At 40.5% G+C, this 18,562-nt stretch carries 15 protein-coding genes and 1 pseudogene; 4 read left to right on the top strand and 12 right to left on the bottom strand.

The features are described 5' to 3' along the window. Positions 1-380: 380 nt before the first annotated feature. Positions 381-2,705 carry a formate C-acetyltransferase gene (pflB, locus tag HT671_RS06445; protein ID WP_000260631.1) on the bottom strand — a complete coding sequence of 775 codons (2,325 nt, stop codon included), beginning with the start codon at positions 2,703-2,705 and terminating at the stop codon, positions 381-383. Positions 2,706-2,943: 238 nt separating this feature from the next. Between pflB and dinB the strand changes: the two genes are divergently transcribed. Further along, positions 2,944-4,005: a DNA polymerase IV gene (gene dinB, locus HT671_RS06440; protein ID WP_050223449.1), complete on the top strand. Its 1,062-nt coding sequence runs from the start codon at positions 2,944-2,946 to the stop codon at positions 4,003-4,005. A gap of 32 nt (positions 4,006-4,037) precedes the next feature. On the opposite strand, the gene HT671_RS06435 is transcribed toward dinB, so the two are convergent. Together HT671_RS06435 and HT671_RS06430 are read right to left on the bottom strand one after the other, a co-directional pair. Further along, complete coding sequence (locus HT671_RS06435; protein ID WP_050223451.1) at positions 4,038-4,883, bottom strand: undecaprenyl-diphosphate phosphatase; 846 nt, start codon at positions 4,881-4,883, stop codon at positions 4,038-4,040. A 60-nt stretch (positions 4,884-4,943) separates the two neighbouring features. Continuing rightward, positions 4,944-6,833, bottom strand: a complete 1,890-nt coding sequence (locus HT671_RS06430) for a DUF2207 domain-containing protein (RefSeq protein WP_050223452.1) — start codon at positions 6,831-6,833, stop codon at positions 4,944-4,946. Positions 6,834-6,970: 137 nt separating this feature from the next. Between HT671_RS06430 and HT671_RS06425 the strand changes: the two genes are divergently transcribed. Then, positions 6,971-8,536, top strand: a complete 1,566-nt coding sequence (locus HT671_RS06425) for an ABC transporter substrate-binding protein/permease (RefSeq protein WP_050223454.1) — start codon at positions 6,971-6,973, stop codon at positions 8,534-8,536. Next, complete coding sequence (locus HT671_RS06420; RefSeq protein WP_000189488.1) at positions 8,536-9,276, top strand: amino acid ABC transporter ATP-binding protein; 741 nt, start codon at positions 8,536-8,538, stop codon at positions 9,274-9,276. Before HT671_RS06425 ends, HT671_RS06420 begins: the two co-directional genes overlap by 1 nt. 108 nt (positions 9,277-9,384) lie before the next feature. On the opposite strand, the gene HT671_RS06415 is transcribed toward HT671_RS06420, so the two are convergent. The 9 genes from HT671_RS06415 to rpmB all read right to left on the bottom strand — a co-directional run bounded on the left by HT671_RS06415 (position 9,385) and on the right by rpmB (position 18,013). After that, the gene (locus HT671_RS06415) at positions 9,385-9,600 is read right to left on the bottom strand and encodes a hypothetical protein (protein WP_001130036.1); all 216 of its coding nucleotides are present in this window, start codon (positions 9,598-9,600) and stop codon (positions 9,385-9,387) included. 830 nt (positions 9,601-10,430) lie between these two features. Continuing rightward, positions 10,431-11,681 (bottom strand): threonine ammonia-lyase IlvA, encoded by a 1,251-nt coding sequence (ilvA, locus tag HT671_RS06410; RefSeq protein ID WP_000952969.1) that lies wholly within the window; start codon positions 11,679-11,681, stop codon positions 10,431-10,433. Positions 11,682-11,731: 50 nt separating this feature from the next. Then, entirely contained in the window at positions 11,732-12,088 is a 357-nt protein-coding gene (locus tag HT671_RS06405; RefSeq protein ID WP_023939147.1) for a hypothetical protein, read from the bottom strand. A gap of 84 nt (positions 12,089-12,172) precedes the next feature. After that, positions 12,173-13,195 (bottom strand): ketol-acid reductoisomerase, encoded by a 1,023-nt coding sequence (ilvC, locus tag HT671_RS06400; protein WP_000290683.1) that lies wholly within the window; start codon positions 13,193-13,195, stop codon positions 12,173-12,175. Positions 13,196-13,260: 65 nt separating this feature from the next. Then, a complete protein-coding gene (gene ilvN, locus HT671_RS06395) occupies positions 13,261-13,737 on the bottom strand; it encodes an acetolactate synthase small subunit (RefSeq protein WP_001253803.1) in 477 nt (158 codons plus the stop codon). Beyond that, positions 13,730-15,430 carry an acetolactate synthase large subunit gene (locus HT671_RS06390; protein ID WP_000411733.1) on the bottom strand — a complete coding sequence of 567 codons (1,701 nt, stop codon included), beginning with the start codon at positions 15,428-15,430 and terminating at the stop codon, positions 13,730-13,732. Before HT671_RS06390 ends, ilvN begins: the two co-directional genes overlap by 8 nt. Before the next feature lie 204 nt (positions 15,431-15,634). Further along, positions 15,635-17,302, bottom strand: coding sequence for a DAK2 domain-containing protein (locus tag HT671_RS06385; protein WP_172923091.1), 1,668 nt, complete (start codon positions 17,300-17,302; stop codon positions 15,635-15,637). Positions 17,303-17,304: 2 nt separating this feature from the next. Continuing rightward, entirely contained in the window at positions 17,305-17,670 is a 366-nt protein-coding gene (locus HT671_RS06380) for an Asp23/Gls24 family envelope stress response protein (protein WP_000216436.1), read from the bottom strand. Positions 17,671-17,824: 154 nt separating this feature from the next. After that, the gene (gene rpmB, locus HT671_RS06375; RefSeq protein WP_001140948.1) at positions 17,825-18,013 is read right to left on the bottom strand and encodes a 50S ribosomal protein L28; all 189 of its coding nucleotides are present in this window, start codon (positions 18,011-18,013) and stop codon (positions 17,825-17,827) included. Positions 18,014-18,404: 391 nt separating this feature from the next. Here rpmB and HT671_RS06370 point away from each other — a divergent pair. Further along, positions 18,405-18,562 (top strand): annotated as a pseudogene (locus HT671_RS06370) (helix-turn-helix domain-containing protein); the annotation flags it as partial.

Below are 18,562 nucleotides of genomic sequence, written 5' to 3'. Positions count from 1 at the left end.
ATAAAGTCGGGATTATATCTTTAAATCCCGATCAGACATTTCAGTACCTGACTTATCCTCAATGAAAATCTCTTCAAACTGCGTCAGATCTATCTGCAACCTCAAAACAGTGTTTTGAGCAACCTGAGGATAGCTTCCTAGTTTGCTCTTTGATTTTCATTGAGGATTATTTTCAAATCCCCCCAACTCAACAAGTATCTTTGAATTCCAGTCAATTTCTAGCACTGTTTGAAACGTTTCAGCGGGCTATTTCAGATTCGGTCCACTATTCCTTTCCAAAAACATTGCATATTGCGCCGAAGGAATTGCTCACACTATCCCCAAGCACAAAACCCTCAGTCGACTGACCGAGGGTTCCTTTTCATTATTCAAGAACTTGATTAGCTCAATGCATCCAAGGCATCATCCATTGAAAGAACTTCGTGGAAGACACGTTGTGTCAATTCAGTTTTTTGTTCTGGAGTGAGGTATTTAGTGTTTACACAGTATCCAGAGATACGTACGATAACGTCTTCACCTGACATAATCTTTTCGTAAACATCGTTCAGGTCCATAACGTTCAAGTTAACGTGTTGTCCACCGTTTTCGAAGTAACCATCAAGGATTGTTACCAAGTTATCAACTTGTTCGTCACGAGTCTTACCAAGAGCGCGAGGTGATACTTGTGTAGTCAATGAGATACCATCAGCTGCATAACTAAAGTCAAGGCTAGAAAGTGAATTCAAGTTTTGCAACCATCCACCTTTAGCTTTGTTAGATGGGTTAGCACCTGGTGAGAAGAATTCAAGTTTAGACAAGTTCACAGAACCATCTTCGTTGAGGTATACACCTTTGTGGACTGGTGAGTTACCAGTTTGTTTAGAGTAAGCAACGTTAGATGTGATTGTCAAAAGTGATACAGTAGCTTCTGCGTCTTTGTAAAGTTTGTGGCTACGTAGACGAGTAGTGTAAGCTTCGATCAACCATTCTGCCAATTCGTTTGAACGTGGGTCATCTTCACCCCAACGTGGGTATTCACCGATTGTTTCGTAATCGTAGATATAGCCATTTTCGTCACGGATTGGTTTAACTGTAGCGTACTTAATAGCTGACAATGTGTCAACAGTGTTGGCAAATCCACAGATACCGAATCCCATGTTGGCACGTTGTTTAGTTGGCAAGAAGGCCATTTGAACAGCTTCGTAGTTGTATTTATCAGTCATGTAGTGAATGATGTTCAAGGCATCTACGTAAGTGTCAGTCAACCAGTCAAGAGATTTTTCAAAGTTAGCTTTAACTGATTCAAATTCAAGAACTTCGTCACGGATTGGTTCGATGTCAAATACTTTGTAGTCTTTGTGAACATCGTCGTAACCACCGTTCAAACCAGTAAGAAGGGCTTTCAATACGTTTACACGCGCACCGAAGTACTGGATGTTGTGGCGTTGTTCTTCATTTTCTGGGTCAAGTGGAGACACACAGCATGAGATACAACTCATTTCACCATATCCGTCTTTAGCCATTGTTGTTACACCTTCGTATTGGATAGAAGAGTGTTTGTGGCTCATGTGCATACAGTAGCGGCGGAAGTTGTATGGCAATTTATCAGTCCAAAGAACTGTCAAGTTTGGTTCTGGAGAGTTACCGATGTTGTCAAGAGTGTTCAAGAAACGGTAGTCCATCTTAGTAACACGGTGACGACCGTCGTTACCCATACCAGCCATAGAAGTTGTGATGAAAGTTGGGTCACCTGAGTACAATTGGTCGTAAGCTTTTGTCCGAGCAAATTTAACTGTACGAAGTTTCATAACGAAATCATCAACGAATTCTTGGATTTCTGATTCAGTAAATGTACCACGAGCAAGGTCACGTTCTGCAAAGATGTCCAAAACGATTGGTACACGTCCTAGAGATGTAGCAGCACCGTTGATAACACGGCAGACAGACATGAAGGCGATGTTAACCCATTGGATCGCTTCTTTAACGTTCATCGCTGGTTTGCGAACATCAACTCCGTAAAGGTCACCCAAGCGAACAACTTGTTGCAATGCTTGGTATTGAAGGTTGATTTCTTCACGAAGACGGATTGTTTCTTCATCAATTTCTTCGATTGCATTCCAGTCGTTTACTTTTTCTTGCATCAAGTAGTCTGCACCGTAAAGAGCAAGACGTGCGTAAACACCGATGATACGTCCGCGTGAGTATGCATCTGGAAGACCAGTTACAGTGTGTGCGTGACGTGCGCGACGAATGTTTGAAGTGTAGGCACGGAAGATACCGTCGTTAACTGTTGTTACGTATTTAGTAAAGATTTCGTGAACAGCTGGATCTGGTTCGTATCCATTTTCTTTCAAAGTTGTTTCAGCCATACGGATACCACCTTTTGGCATGAAGTTCAATTTGAAGAGTTCATCGTTTTGGATACCGAAGATAACTTCATTTTCTTTATCGATAAATCCTGCTGGGATATCAGCGATAGATGTTGGACGAGTGTCCATTGGGAAACGAGTTTCTTCGTAGTGAGCCTTCGTTTCTTCTACAATTTTTTTGATGTGAAGTGAACGTTCTGTTGGTCCTGCAAGGAAGCTTTCGTCTCCATCGTAAGGTGTGTAGTTAGCTTGTACGAAGCGTGATACACTTGCTTTTTCTTTCCAATCTACGCCTTTGAAGCCTTCCCAAGCTTTGTCAAAAATATCTTGTGCTTCAACAACTGTTTTAACAACCATGTTAATGTCCTCTTTTTTCTTTCTAGTAACAACCATCTGTTACATTCATGAGACAAGTATACCATACAGTAACCGATTTCAACAAGTGGAAAATCCCTATTTTTACACTTTCTTTTCTAAAACAGTCTATATTTTATTTCAAACTGTATTATATTTTTGAAAAAATAAAGTCCTTTTTTCTTTTTTTCAGAAAAAAGGGTATAATAAAAGAAAATAAGCGGTAAAAAGGGGGCTAGGCATGTTGATTTTTCCTTTGTTAAATGATTTGTCAAGAAAAATCATCCATATTGACATGGATGCCTTTTTTGCTGCGGTGGAAATCAGAGATAATCCTAAACTCAGAGGAAAACCTGTCATTATCGGCAGTGACCCTCGGCAAACAGGTGGGCGGGGAGTCGTTTCTACCTGTAGCTATGAGGCACGAGCTTTTGGTATCCATTCAGCCATGAGCTCTAAGGAAGCCTATGAGCGTTGTCCCCAGGCCATCTTTATCTCAGGAAATTATGAGAAATACAAATCTGTGGGACTCCAGATTCGAGCTATCTTTAAGCGCTATACAGATTTGATTGAACCTATGAGTATTGACGAAGCCTATTTGGATGTAACAGAAAATAAACTCGGTATCAAGTCAGCTGTCAAAATTGCTCGCCTCATTCAAAAAGATATCTGGCAAGAACTCCATCTAACTGCTTCCGCAGGTGTTTCCTACAACAAATTCTTAGCCAAGATGGCTAGCGATTATCAAAAACCACATGGTTTGACAGTGATTCTACCTGACCAGGCTGAGGATTTTCTCAAACAAATGGATATTTCCAAATTTCATGGAGTAGGAAAGAAGACAGTCGAACGTCTTCATCAAATGGAGATTTTTACTGGCGCTGATCTACTTGAAGTTCCTGAAGTGACCCTAATAGACCGCTTTGGCAGACTGGGCTATGACCTTTATCGAAAGGCTCGTGGTATTCACAATTCCCCAGTTAAATCAAATCGCATCCGTAAATCAATCGGTAAGGAGAAAACCTATGGGAAGATTCTCCGTGCCGAGGAAGACATCAAAAAAGAGCTGACTCTCCTATCAAAAAGAGTCGCTCTCAATCTCAATCAGCAAGAAAAAGCTGGAAAAATTGTCATTTTGAAAATCCGCTACGAGGACTTTTCAACTCTCACTAAACGAAAAAGTCTGGCTCAAAAAACACAGGACGCTAGTCAGATAAGCCAAATAGCCCTGCAACTCTATGAAGAGTTAAGCGAGAAAGAAAGAGGGGTCCGCCTGTTGGGGATTACCCTGACTGGATTTTAAAACCTTGAAGAGTTGCCCCTTCAAGGTTTTTCTTATACAAATAAACGGACAAAGCTATAAAGTAGCAAGACACTACCAAGCACGATACGGTATTTACCGAAAAGGGTAAAGTCGTGTTTTTTCACATAACTTGTCAAGAAACGAATAGCCACCATGCTGACCGCAAAAGCTACTCCCATCGCAACCAAGAGCAAGAACAATTGTCCAAAGCTCAAGAGCTGTCCTGCTTTCAAAAATTTGAAAATCTTTAAGGCACTAGCTCCAAACATAACAGGAATCCCTAGATAGAAGGTAAATTCTGTCACAACTGAACGACTGGTTCCATTTAACAAACCACCGACGATTGTAGCTCCAGAACGGCTTGTCCCTGGTAAAAGGGCAAGAACTTGGAAGAGACCGATATAAAAGGCTGTCGTATAAGGAAGCTTGTCCAACTCTGTTACACTTGGCTCGATAGCACGCGCTTTATTGCGCTTTTCCAAATAGATAAAGGCAATCCCGTAGATAATCAACATGAGGGCAACTGAAACCATGTTATGGAAGTGGGTGTCAAACCAATCATCAAATTTAAAGACGCCAAGCAAAGGCAAGGTCGCAATCAAGACCTTCAACCATAGTCTCCAAGTCTTACGAACTTCCTGTTTGTCCTTAGTCGGTTTGAAAGGATTGAGCTTGTTAAAGTAAATCACCATAACCGCTAAAATAGCACCAAGTTGAATCACAACATTAAACATGGACATAAAGGCTTCACTTTGATTTTGGTATTGGATAAATTCCTCTGCTAAAATCAAGTGACCTGTACTGGAAATCGGCAACCATTCCGTAATTCCTTCAACAATCCCGAAGAAGATAGATTTTAAAATTTCAATAAGATACATAGACTACTCCTTTTTCTATCTTCCATTATAGCATATTTTTTCAGCCAGTGATAGCTCTCTTTAAAAGGCGCCGATACTGCCACCGCCTCCACCGCCAGAGAAGCCACCGCCAGAACTTCCACTTCCAGAAGATACAGAGTAGGTACTTGCTGTATTTGCGACACTGGCATATTGGCTCATTTGCGCGCTTGAATGATAAAACATACTATGCCAACCATAAGCTACATATAGATTGATATCTGGATTTTCAACTTGAATCTGATGAACCTTCATCAAATGACTAACCTTGTCCGCATAGCCAAATAAGGTCGCATAGACCAAGAGGCGATTCCAGACTACAATACTTTCCAACTCTGCCTGATCCAATCGTGCAATCTCACGCAACATATTTTCAAAACTGGTCCAGAGATAGTAGACCTCTGCTCCTGCCTCATTTAGGACACCATCACGGTTATCTAGTCGAAGTTTCCAATAATAGAAAACAGCCAAAACCAAACCTAGAAAACCAAGTATTGGCAAGAGGAAGTAAAGATAGCCATAAACATCCAAACTGTACAAGAACAAACCAAATCCGATAAATAGGGGCAGGATAGTCAAGACCCCCATACCCACTTGCAAAGCCTTTTCCCCACCAGTTAAAGGACGATAGTAATCTGGAAGCCCCCAGAAGGTAACTCGATTTCTCACTCCTTCTTGCATCTGGTTCAATACTTCTTCAAAAGAAGATTTGAGTTGACGCCCCTTTGCTTGAATCCGTTTTTCATCAGAGACTTTTGATCTACGATAAAGACTATCAGATACCTTGTAATCCGCAAACAAATTGGAAAGAGTTTCTTCTTTTTTGCCTGAAAAAGCCAGATTTAGACAGTCTTTCTCAAAGCTTGACAAACCATCTTCTTTTACTATCCTCAAGCCAACTGCATCTCCTTCTGAAATGATAGAGACATTTCCACGGTCTATCACATCTAGCAAGGTAGCTTGAATAAGTTGGTCAAAGGTGAATTTGCCAGCCCCCTTGACCAAGGGACTCACTTCCTCCAAGGAGGTCGAGTAGACAGCCTCTGATAAAACCATAGGCTCTAATTCCATTGGTGGTTCATAGAGACGATGATTTTTGGCATATTTGACCGAAGGAGTGGTCTTTCTTCTATAGATAAAATAGAAGCAGACACTCAATAACAAGGAGATAGAAAGTATCGAAGGGAAGACCCAAGTAAGGAGTTGTTTACTTTGCTCTTTTTCTTTAACAATCGAGTCTTCTACCTTATTAAATTCTTCTAAATGATTTCCTTTCAAACCCTGATCCCTAGCATTAGCAAAATCGGTCCGAGGCCAGTAGGCATGCAATTCAACTCCACGCTTAGGTGGAAGATCGTCTAAACGAATAGTATAATCAAGGTTACTCTTTTCAACCATTCCCTCTCTAAAAAGTTTCCCTGTATGGAAAAAGAGTTTTTCAGACCCCTTATCTCCCCTTACATGAAATTCAAACTTTCCAATAGCCCCTGAACTATCTGTTAAAGGTTGCCAATTTAATTCAGCGATATCATCATAAAGGAAAAGCAAGTTCTTTAAATTCCAGACAAGGTCAACTTCAACTGTGTCACCTTCCTGACCTGGATTGTAAACTTTGACAGTATAACCATCTGCTCCTTCTATCACTTCACTAGTCACATCTGTCAGTTCTGCACCGTTTTTCGTAGCCTGAACCTTTGGGTGAGGATCAATGTCAAATCCACTAGGCATCTTGCCAGCACGTCCAAGTCCCACGATTTGGCCCTTAAAGTCCTCCTCAAACTGATAAACTATCTTCTGTCTAAACTCTGCCGTATTATCTGCATGAATATACAAATCCCCTTGATAAGAGTTTATCTTAAAATCAATGGCGAAAACAGAAAGTGGCAGAAGGCAAAACAAGCCTAAGACCAGTAAGAAAAAAGTTTTTTTCATCAACTAAGCCCCCTTTTTATCTTTCTTATCATTATAGCATTTTTTCGTAAGTAAAGGCTTACTTATGTTGAAAAATTACGCATTTTTCGATAAAATAGGAGACAGTTATTTTTTAATAGATTAGAATAGGAGAAATCATGAGAAAAATATACTTATCTATTTTCACAAGTCTCTTGCTGATGCTAGGACTTGTCAATGTTGCTCAAGCCGATGAATATTTACGCATCGGGATGGAAGCAGCATATGCCCCCTTTAACTGGACCCAGGATGATGATAGCAATGGAGCTGTCAAAATCGATGGAACCAACCAGTATGCCAACGGATACGATGTTCAAATCGCCAAGAAAATCGCTAAGGACTTAGGTAAAGAACCTTTGGTTGTTAAAACCAAGTGGGAAGGTCTAGTCCCTGCCCTTACTTCTGGTAAGATTGACATGATTATCGCAGGTATGAGTCCTACTGCCGAGCGTAAACAAGAAATTGCCTTTTCAAGCAGTTACTACACTAGCGAACCAGTTTTGCTTATCAAAAAAGATTCTGCCTACGCAAATGCTAAATCTTTGAATGACTTTAATGGTGCGAAAATCACTTCTCAACAAGGTGTTTACCTTTATGACTTGATTTCACAAATCCCAGGTGCTAAAAAAGAAACAGCCATGGGAGACTTCGCTCAAATGCGCCAAGCTCTTGAGGCTGGTGTCATCGATGCCTATGTTTCTGAACGCCCAGAAGCTCTGACTGCCGAAGCTGCAAACTCTAAGTTCAAGATGGTCCAAGTAGAACCAGGTTTCAAAACTGGGGAAGAAGATACAGCTATCGCCATTGGACTTCGTAAAGATGACAATCGTATTAGCCAAATCAATGCCAGCATTGAAACCATTTCAAAAGACGACCAAGTTGCCTTGATGGATCGTATGATCAAGGAACAACCTGCCGAAGCTACAACAACTGAAGAGACTAGCAGTAGTTTCTTTAGCCAAGTTGCTAAAATTCTTTCTGAAAACTGGCAACAACTCTTGCGTGGTGCTGGTATCACTCTTTTAATCTCTATCGTCGGAACCATCACAGGTCTCATTATCGGTCTTGCCATTGGTGTTTTCCGTACTGCTCCTCTATCTGAAAATAAAGCCATTTATAGCCTACAAAAATTAGTTGGCTGGATCCTCAATGTCTACATTGAAATTTTCCGTGGTACGCCAATGATCGTTCAATCGATGGTTATCTACTATGGAACTGCCCAAGCTTTCGGTATCAACCTTGACCGTACACTAGCTGCTATCTTCATCGTTTCAATCAATACCGGTGCCTACATGACTGAAATCGTCCGTGGTGGTATCCTGGCAGTTGACAAGGGACAATTTGAAGCCGCAACTGCACTCGGTATGACTCATAACCAAACCATGCGTAAGATTGTCCTACCTCAGGTTGTCCGCAATATCCTACCAGCAACTGGTAATGAATTTGTCATCAATATCAAAGATACATCTGTATTGAACGTTATCTCTGTTGTCGAACTTTATTTCTCAGGAAATACCGTGGCAACTCAAACCTATCAATACTTCCAGACATTTACAATCATCGCCGTGATTTACTTTGTCCTCACCTTCACCGTAACACGTATCCTACGCTTCATCGAACGCCGAATGGACATGGATACCTATACTACAGGTGCTAACCAAATGCAAACGGAGGATTTGAAATAATGACACAAGCAATCCTTGAAATTAAACACCTCAAAAAATCCTATGGACAAAACGAAGTGCTAAAAGACATTTCTCTGACTGTCCACAAGGGAGAGGTCATCTCTATCATCGGAAGCTCTGGAAGCGGGAAATCGACCTTCCTACGCTCCATCAACCTACTTGAAACACCAACTGATGGACAAATCCTTTATCATGGACAAAATGTCCTCGAAAAAGGCTATGACCTCACGCAATACCGTGAAAAGTTGGGGATGGTGTTCCAATCCTTTAACCTCTTTGAAAATCTCAACGTGCTTGAAAACACAATTGTCGCTCAGACAACTGTCCTTAAACGCGAACGCACAGAAGCTGAAAAGACTGCCAAAGAAAACCTAGAAAAAGTCGGCATGGGAGAACGCTACTGGCAAGCGAAGCCAAGACAACTCTCAGGGGGTCAAAAACAACGTGTGGCCATCGCTCGTGCCCTCTCCATGAATCCGGACGCTATTCTCTTTGATGAACCAACATCAGCTCTCGATCCAGAAATGGTTGGAGAAGTCCTCAAAATCATGCAAGATCTGGCTCAGGAAGGCTTGACCATGATTGTCGTAACCCACGAAATGGAATTCGCCCGTGATGTCTCTCACCGTGTTATCTTTATGGATAAGGGTGTGATTGCTGAAGAAGGCAAACCAGAAGATCTCTTCACCAATCCTAAAGAAGACCGTACAAAAGAATTCCTTCAACGCTATCTCAAATAAAAAGAAAAGGCTGCCTCAACCGTGCAGTCTTTTTGCTGTCCTCAAAATGAAAAGGCAGATTCTCTATCTCTACTACTTGAGGGTCAAGAATCCGCCGTTATCCAAAGATTAATCTTCAAATTTTTCATGATTTTTTTCATAGAAATCAATTAGGCCTAGGGCTGTTTCAAATGAAATATTTTTTACTTTTGCACGACCCTGCGCCAGAGCAATGATAGACATTTCACGCGCATTCGTTTCCTTAGAGATACGGTAGCCTGTGATTTTCTTATCACGAACCCAGCCAACAACTGATTCTACTTTTTCAAAGTTTGACTTAGCCATGTTTTTCTCCTATTTTCTTCTTTACAATACTTAATTGTATACGTTTTTACTACTTTTGTCAATAAAAAAACATATATTCAATAAAATAAATGACCCAGAATCTTCTTACTTCCTTTTTAAAGCCGATAATATATAGTTTTCCGCTTACTATAACCCATCAGTATGCTCCTAAAAAACAATTGCATTATTAAACTTTAAATTTGTAAAAATATTCACGTATGCTGAATACCAGTTTCTTAATAGGATAGACAGGATTTACTATTTCATTCTATCTATTCCTTTTAAATCAACAAGCCCACTAAAGATAGTCTTTCACTCCTCACTATCTCTAAATCATTCCGTTTTCTTTCTCCTTCTTTGGTTCCTTTCCTGTCCTTATCTATATCTTATCCATTTCACAACCGGTACTACTTACTTTGTACAATCTTGCATCTTCTGATTACATACCCACTTTCCAGCTAGTCATTTAAAATCAGTATCACTAGCTATTGCATGTCTAGCACTATTGTCTATCTCACGAGTTTTTTCGACCAACTCACCTAGCAGTCATCTCACAAACATTGATTATTTTTTTTGATTCCTATTATATTTAGAGAAATCTCAAATTAGGGATATATACAATTGGGGATTTCAAAAAATTTCCTTATATATAGTAAGTAATTCTGCCGCCTTAATATAAACAGAATCGAAAATAATAGGTGTTATAGTGAGTTGTAGTAGAAATAGCACGATAAGCTTCCTAAAACCATAGGAATCGCCCCCTTTCTTCACTATCATTATAACACCTATACATTAGTTGTGCAAATAATATGATATTTTTTTATTAGTCCTCAGACAAGCATATTATAGAGCGTTTCATTCCCATTTAAGTTAATATAAGCTGGATCAAAACCTTCCATTCGACGAATTAAGCCTGCATAATCATGCTTATCTGCCAAAGCGATCCCAATCAATACTGGACCTGTTCCCTTACTAGCTCGCTTGATATACTCAAAACGGGTGATATCATCATTTGGCCCCAAGATATCATTTACAAACTCACGCAAAGCTCCTGGACGCTGTGGGAAATTGACCACAAAGTAATGTTTGATCCCATCATAAATCAAGGCACGCTCTTCCATTTCTGGCATACGGTTGATATCATTATTCCCTCCAGAAATGATACAACAAATGGTTTTCCCCTTGATATATTCAGCTAAAACCTCTAAAGAGGCGATACTAGCTGCTCCAGCAGGTTCTGCAACAATCCCTTGCTTAGAGTAGAGGTCAATCAAAGTTTCAGAAATCAATCCCTCATCGACACCTACCAAAGTTTGAACATGTTGACGCGTTGCTTCATAGGTCAACTGTCCTACCTTTTGCACAGCAATCCCATCCGCAAATTTGTCAATTTCTTTGAGTTTAACAGGTCCACCAGCTTCAAAAGCAGCTTTCATGGAACGCGCTCCATTAGCCTCTACCCCAATGACTTCAATTTCTGGACTTGTTTCCTTGATATAGGTAGAAACCCCGGCAATGAGACCGCCACCACCAACAGGGACCAAGACAGCATCAAAGTCAATCGATTCTTTTCGAGCTTCTTCTAAAATCTCATAAGCAACTGTTCCTTGACCCGCTTGGACATGAGTATCATCAAAGGGAGCAATAAAGGTACGATTTTCAGAGACTGTAAATTCTTGAGCTGCTTTGGCTGAGGCATCAAAGGTATCTCCAACTAGTTTAATGGTTACAAAATCCCCACCAAAAAAGCGAACCTGACCAATCTTTTGTTGCGGAGTGGTAATGGGCATAAAAATAGTAGCAGGAATTTTCATCTCATTACAAGTATAGGCAACTCCCTGCGCATGATTTCCCGCAGAAGCACAGACTACCCCACGCTCACGTTCTTCCTTGCTGAGCTGAGAAATAGCATAATAGGCACCACGAATTTTAAAGGAACGAACACGCTGGGCATTTTCTTTTTTCAAATAAATCTTAGCACCATACTTCTCCGATAAATAATGGTCGTAATCCAGTGGGGTATTCACAACCACACCATTCAAGACCTTATGAGCCTTGATAATATCTTTTGAACTTAACATATAAAACCTCTTTTTCTATAAAAAACAGTCACTAATGACTGTTTTTTTAGTTATTCATCTCCAAAAACTTCAGCAACACTTTCATGATATTTATGAGCCATACGAATTGAAAACTCTTTAGGAAGTTCATAACGATTTGTGGAAATCCAATCATATAACCATTCTGCCAAACTTTCTTCACTATCATTACGATGGAAGATAAAATAGTTTAAAACTTCTTTATATTCTACATCATTCAAATCCAGCGTGTCTACAAATTGACTACGAGGAACAAAATTAGAATCTAATTTTCTTAGTTGATCTGTCAATTCTCCCAATTGTAAATCCAACTGAAAAAATAATTTTTGCAGTTGCCTATCAGTCTCATCACATCCTGTCTTGATAGAAAACAAATTGGTAATATTCATATGATTTCAACCCCTAAATAAGTATATCTAATATCCCACGAATAGCTGAAGCTACTATTTTAAGCAAAATTCTTTGCTTTCTAATTAGTTATAGATTTTGAATGCATCATCGTCGTTTTTACCAACGAAAGGCATTGCTTTACGCAATTCTGCACCAACTTTTTCAATTTCAAGGTTAGCTGCTTGTTCACGGTAAGCAGTCAATTTTGGACGTCCAGCTTTATAGTCATTTACAAAGTCATTTGCAAATTTACCATTTTGGATGTCTGCCAAGACAGCTTTCATATTTTCTTTAACTTGCTCAGTAATCACACGTGGACCTGATACATAGTCACCGTATTCAGCAGTGTTTGAAATAGATTGACGCATTTTCTTGAATCCACCTTCATAGATCAAGTCAACGATCAATTTCATTTCGTGAAGAACTTCAAAGTAAGCCAATTCTGGAGCGTAACCTGCTTCTGTCAAGACTTCGAAACCTGCTTCGATAAGGGCAGTCAAACCACCACAAAGTACAGCTTGTTCACCAAACAAATCTTCTTCAGTTTCTTCTTTGTATGTTGTTTCAAGAAGACCTACACGAGCTGCTCCAACACCTTTACACCAGTCCATAGCAATGTTTTTCGCATTTCCTGTTGCATCTTGGTATACTGCGTAAAGAGCTGGTACACCAAATCCTTCTTCGTAAGTACGGCGTACCAAGTGCCCTGGTCCTTTAGGAGCACACATAAAGACATCTACATCCGCAGGAACTTTGATAAATTCGAAGTGAATGTTGAAACCATGAGCAAATCCAACTGCATTCCCAGCTTCCAAGTTTGGAGCGATTTCCGCTTCGTACAATTCTTGTTGGATTTCGTCTGGTGCCAAAATCATGATAACATCAGCCAATTTAGTTGCTTCTGCTACTGTGTAAGTGTCAAATCCATCTTCTTTTGCTTTGTCAAAAGATTTACCTGGACGTACACCGATGATGACATCGCGACCTGAGTCACGCAAGTTTTGAGCATGCGCATGTCCTTGTGAACCATAACCGATAACGGCGATTTTTTTACCGTCAAGTGCTGCTACTTTAACATCTTTTTCGTATTCCATTTGAACTGCCATAGTTTTTCTCTCTTTTCTATCATTTATTGCCTTTTAGGCTGGTTTAACAAATTTAAGTTGGATTTTTAGTCACGGGTAAATCCAGTTGCACCCGTTCGAGCAATATTGCGAATACCGTATGGTCGAATGACTCGTAATAGAGCTTCACTCTTTTCAGCATTTCCTGTCATCTGAATGGTAATCGAGCTTGGCGCTACGTCTACCACTGTTGCACGGAAAGGTTGAATAATCGCTAGAATCTCAGCTCGCTTCTCAGCTGGCGCTGACATCTTAACCAAAATCACCTCGCGCTCCAAATGAGGCTTGTCTGTAATATCACGAATGCGAATCACATCAATCTGACGATTGAGTTGCTTGATAATTTGCTCCACTTCATCATGAGAAGCAACATCAATAATAATGGTGATACGCGATACATTCGGATCTTCTGTTGCTCCAACAGAGATGCTTTCAATATTAACCTGACGACGAGATAAGACACCTGTAAAGCGATTGAGGACTCCTGAACGATTTTGTAGTTTTGCTGTTAACATTCTACGCATGGAACTTCACCCCCAACATCTCATGATTACTCTTACCAGCCGGTACCATTGGTAACACCTGTTCCTTACGAGAAATATCTACCTCAATTAGCATAGGAACATGCTCAGTGATGACTTCAAGGTCTTGAGCCAAGGTCTCAGGATTGTCAAACTTATAGTTTTTAATACCATAAGCCTGCGCCATCAATTGGAAATCAGGAAGGGTATCAAAGACCGACTCTGATGTTCTTCCTTCATAGAAGGATTCCTGCCACTGGCGAACCATTCCAAGTGAATGATTGTTCAGCATAACCACCTTGATTGGCACTTTGTAAATATTCAAAATAGCCAACTCCTGGTTGGTCATTTGGAAACCACCATCCCCAACAAACAAGACTACTTCCTTATCTGGGTTAGCAATTTTAGCCCCGATTGCTGCTGGAATTCCGAATCCCATGGTTCCTAAACCACCTGAAGTCACTAACTGACGTTCATTTTGGTAGGGATAATACTGGGCTGTCCACATTTGGTGTTGACCAACATCTGTTACCACAATGGCATCTCCATTCGTCAATTCACCAATGCGTTCAATAACTGCTTGCGGTTGAACCACACGCTCTTTCTTATCATAAGAACGAACACGGTTCTTGTCTTTAGTAACTTTCTCAATCCATTTCTCAGTATTGTTATGAACTGTCGGTTCTGCTAGCAACATTTGCAAGGCTTTCTTAGCATCTCCAACTACAGGAATATCTGCACTGATAATCTTGCCAATCTCGGCTGGGTCAATATCAATATGGGCAACCTTAGAATTCTTAGCAAAAGTCTTTGGATTTCCTGTCAAACGGTCATCAAAACGAGAGCCAATACTAATCATAAAGTCCGTCTCTGTCATGGCAATATTCGCTGCGAAAGAACCGTGCATCCCCCCCATTCCAAGGAAGAGTGGGTGAGTCGTTGCAATTGTTCCTTGACCTAAGAGAGTTGTTACGACTGGAATTTGATAGCGTTCTGCAAATTCATTTAATTCTGCCGCAGCCTCAGCATAACTAATTCCACCACCAGCTAACAAGACTGGCTTTTTAGCCTTGGACAATTGCTTCAAGATTTTCTTGATTTGCATATCATTTGGCTCAAGAGTCGGCTGATAGCTTGGTAGGTTCACTTCTGGTGAATAGATGAAGTCTGTTTCTAAAGCAGATACGTCTTTAGGTAGGTCAATTACGACTGGCCCTGGTCGACCTGTAGTTGCGATATGGACAGCTTCCGTAATGATACGCGGAATATCAGCTGTCTCACGAACTTGGTAATTGTACTTAGTGATTGGCATGGTAATTCCCACGATGTCTGCCTCCTGAAAGGCATCCTTCCCAATCCCTGCTCGCCCTACCTGACCTGTAAAGACCAAAAGGGGAACACTATCGCTCATGGCATCCGCAATCCCTGTAATGGCATTTGTTGCTCCCGGTCCGCTAGTAACGACGGCAACACCCAACTTTCCAGTTGATTTAGCATAACCTTCAGCTTCATGCAGACAACCTTGCTCATGGCGTCCTAGAATGTGGTGAATACCTTTAAAATTATATATCGCATCATAAAAAGGCAAGACTGCACCACCAGGATAACCAAAGATGGTATCAATTCCTAAATCACGAAGTGTTTCCAAAACTAGGTCCGAACCCGTCTTAGGAGATTCTAAACTGATTTTCTCCATTGTTCCCCTTTCTTTCCTCTTAAAAATAACTTGTTACTATCATACCATTTTTTTAAAAATTTTCAAGAGAAAAGAAGAAATTTTCTGAATTTTCTATTTTAACGTTTATTTATGAATGTTATTTTTGTTTTTATTAAAAAGATACCGTTTTCATTTGCTAAAAAAGAAAAAGAACTGATTTCTCAGTCCTTCATTAATCGGCTCTTATTCCACACTAAATAGATAGGGGTAAACAGGTTGTTGACCTTGGTGGATTTCAACTTCAAGATCCTCAAATTCTTCTGCGATTTCTTGAGCGATTTCATTGGCAAGTTCTTCGCTTCCGTCTTCACCGACATAGAAGGTTACGATTTCACTGTCTTCATCCAACATATGTTTCAAAGTTTCTGCCAAGGTTTGGTGCATGTCAGGGTTTGACACGAGGATTTTCCCATCCACCATACCTAGATTATCGTTTTCATGGATTTCTAAACCATCGATCGTTGTATCACGCACGGCTGTTGTGACGCTTCCGCTAACGACATCACTAAGAGCAGCTGTCATACGCTCTTGGTTTTCTTCAATGGACTTGCTTGAATCAAAGGCAAGAAGACTTGTCAAACCTTGAGGAAAAGTGCGAGCCTCTACCACTACTGCTGGTTGCTCCAAAACTTCTGCCGCAGATTGAGCTGCCATGAAGATATTCTTGTTATTTGGCAGGAAGATGATGTTACGGGCATTGACCTGTTCAACAGCCTTGATAAAGTCTTCTGTTGAAGGGTTCATGGTTTGACCGCCTTCGATAACATAATCCACACCTTGAGAACGGAAGATATCTGCTAGACCTTTACCAGCCACCACAGCAATCAAAGCATACTCTTTTTCTTCAGCTGGCTTGCTAACTTGGGCAGTTTCTTTCTCAATCTGTGCTTCGTGTTGGTTACGCATATTGTCAACTTTTACCTTGACCAAGCTACCATATTTTAGACCTTCTTGCATGACAAGTCCTGGATCTTCTGTATGGACATGGACTTTGACGATTTCATCATCATTGACAACGAGGAGAGAATCTCCAAGTTCATTCAAGTAGTTACGGAATTCATCGTAGTCAAAATCTTTGGCATAGGTTGGACCTTGCTTAAGAGCTACCATGATTTCAGTACAGTAACCAAAGTTGATATCCTCAGTCGCCACATGACCAGCCACAGACTTGTGGTGCTCTGCATTGATCATTTCACTCATATTGGCAGGAGTCGCTACAAAGTCCTCAGATGCAATATATTCACCAGTAAGGGCAGAAAGGAAACCTTCGTAGATAAAGACCAATCCTTGACCACCTGAGTCCACAACGCCAACTTCCTTCAATACTGGAAGCATGTCTGGCGTTTTAGTTAGAGCTGTTTTAGCACCTTCCAAGGCTGCGCGCATGACTTCAACAGCATCATCTGTTTGCTCAGCTTTTTTCTTAGCACCGATAGCAGCCCCACGAGAAACTGTCAAAATCGTTCCTTCAACTGGTTTCATCACTGCCTTATAGGCAACTTCAACACCTGATTGGAAGGCAAGGGCCAAGTCTTGACCTGTTAACTCGTCTTTATCCTTGATGGCTTGTGAAAATCCACGGAAAAGCTGAGACATAATAACTCCTGAGTTCCCACGCGCACCCATCAAAAGCCCTTTAGCAAGAATGCTCGCTACCTCTCCAACTGTAGAAGCTGGCTTGTCTGCAACTTCTTTAGCTCCATTTTCGATGGTCATCCCCATGTTTGTTCCAGTATCTCCATCTGGAACAGGGAAGACGTTTAATGAATTGACATATTCAGCTTGCTTATTCAAGCGAGTTGATGCAGCCTGCACCATTTCTTGAAATAAGCTAGTAGTAATTTTTGACACGGTTATTCTCCTACAACTTTGATATTTTGAATGTAGACATTTACAGTCTGAGCAGTAATTCCAAGCTGGTTTTCCAAGCTAAAGGCAACACGCTCTTGAATGTTTTTTGACACTTCACTAATCTTTGTTCCGTAGCTTAACACGGTATACACATCAACTGCAATGCTTCCATCTTCGGCTGCCTTTACGACGACACCTTTGGAATAATTTTCCTTACCTAGAAGGGCTTGGAAATTATCTTTGAGGGCATTTTTACTAGCCATACCGACCACACCAAAAATTTCAGTTGCTGCTCCACCTACGACGGTTGCAATCACTTCATCTGTTAGTTCGATTTGACCATCTTTTGTATTAATTTTTACAGTCATCCTTTTTACCTCAACTAGTTGATACTCTATTTTATCATATTTCAGCCCAAGTGTAAAAGCAGAATACTGTATCAGCGGATATTTACTCTGCTTTTAAAATGATTTTTTCACTATGTCAAAAGAAAAAGACCCTGAGGTCTCCTTGCTTTTATTATTAAACGCGTTCAACTTTACCTGATTTCAAAGCGCGAGCTGAAGCCCAAACTTTTTTAGGTTTACCATCGATAAGAACAGTAACTTTTTGAAGGTTTGGTTTTACGGCACGTTTTGTTTGGTTCATCGCGTGTGAACGGTTGTTTCCTGATACAGTCTTACGACCTGTAAAGTAACATACTTTAGCCATTTGTGTTTTCCTCCTATTAGATCTAATATAGCGGATGTGCTAGCACCACATACCGTACTATGTTATCACACTTTCTTCATTTTTGCAAGGGAATTGGAAGATTTTTTTATTTATTGTGATTCGAATGTGATATTGAAAGTTCTATAATGAAGTTAGCCACCCAGCCCTCCTAAAAATTAGATGTTTTAACTAGCTGATAGTTAGCCCTCGATTTCATTTGATAAGAGGCTTGGAGCTGTTAAGCTGGAAAGCCAAGGCTAAGATTAGCCTTGGTTTAGCTGACAAAACTGCTTCAAGGGTTCCTCTTGTCAAATGAAAGCTCTTCTAGGCATAAGAAAACACCTCTGTGTTATACTTGTTGTTCAATCACAAACACAAGAAAGGCACAGAGATGCAAAACCATTATACTACAAAAGCCAAACATTTGACAATCGATAGCCGTCGCTTAATCGAACGATGAAAAAAGGAAGGGAAATCAAATAGAGAAATCGCCTCTTTACTTGGAAAAGCTCCTCAAACTATCCATACTGAAATCAAGCATGGGACAGT

It is taken from the genome of Streptococcus sp. 2741 (genome assembly GCF_013276315.1).
Taxonomy (GTDB): Bacteria; Bacillota; Bacilli; order Lactobacillales; family Streptococcaceae; genus Streptococcus; species Streptococcus pseudopneumoniae.
The sequence above is the reverse complement of the archived record's forward strand: the minus strand, read 5'-3'. Positions and strand labels throughout refer to the sequence as shown.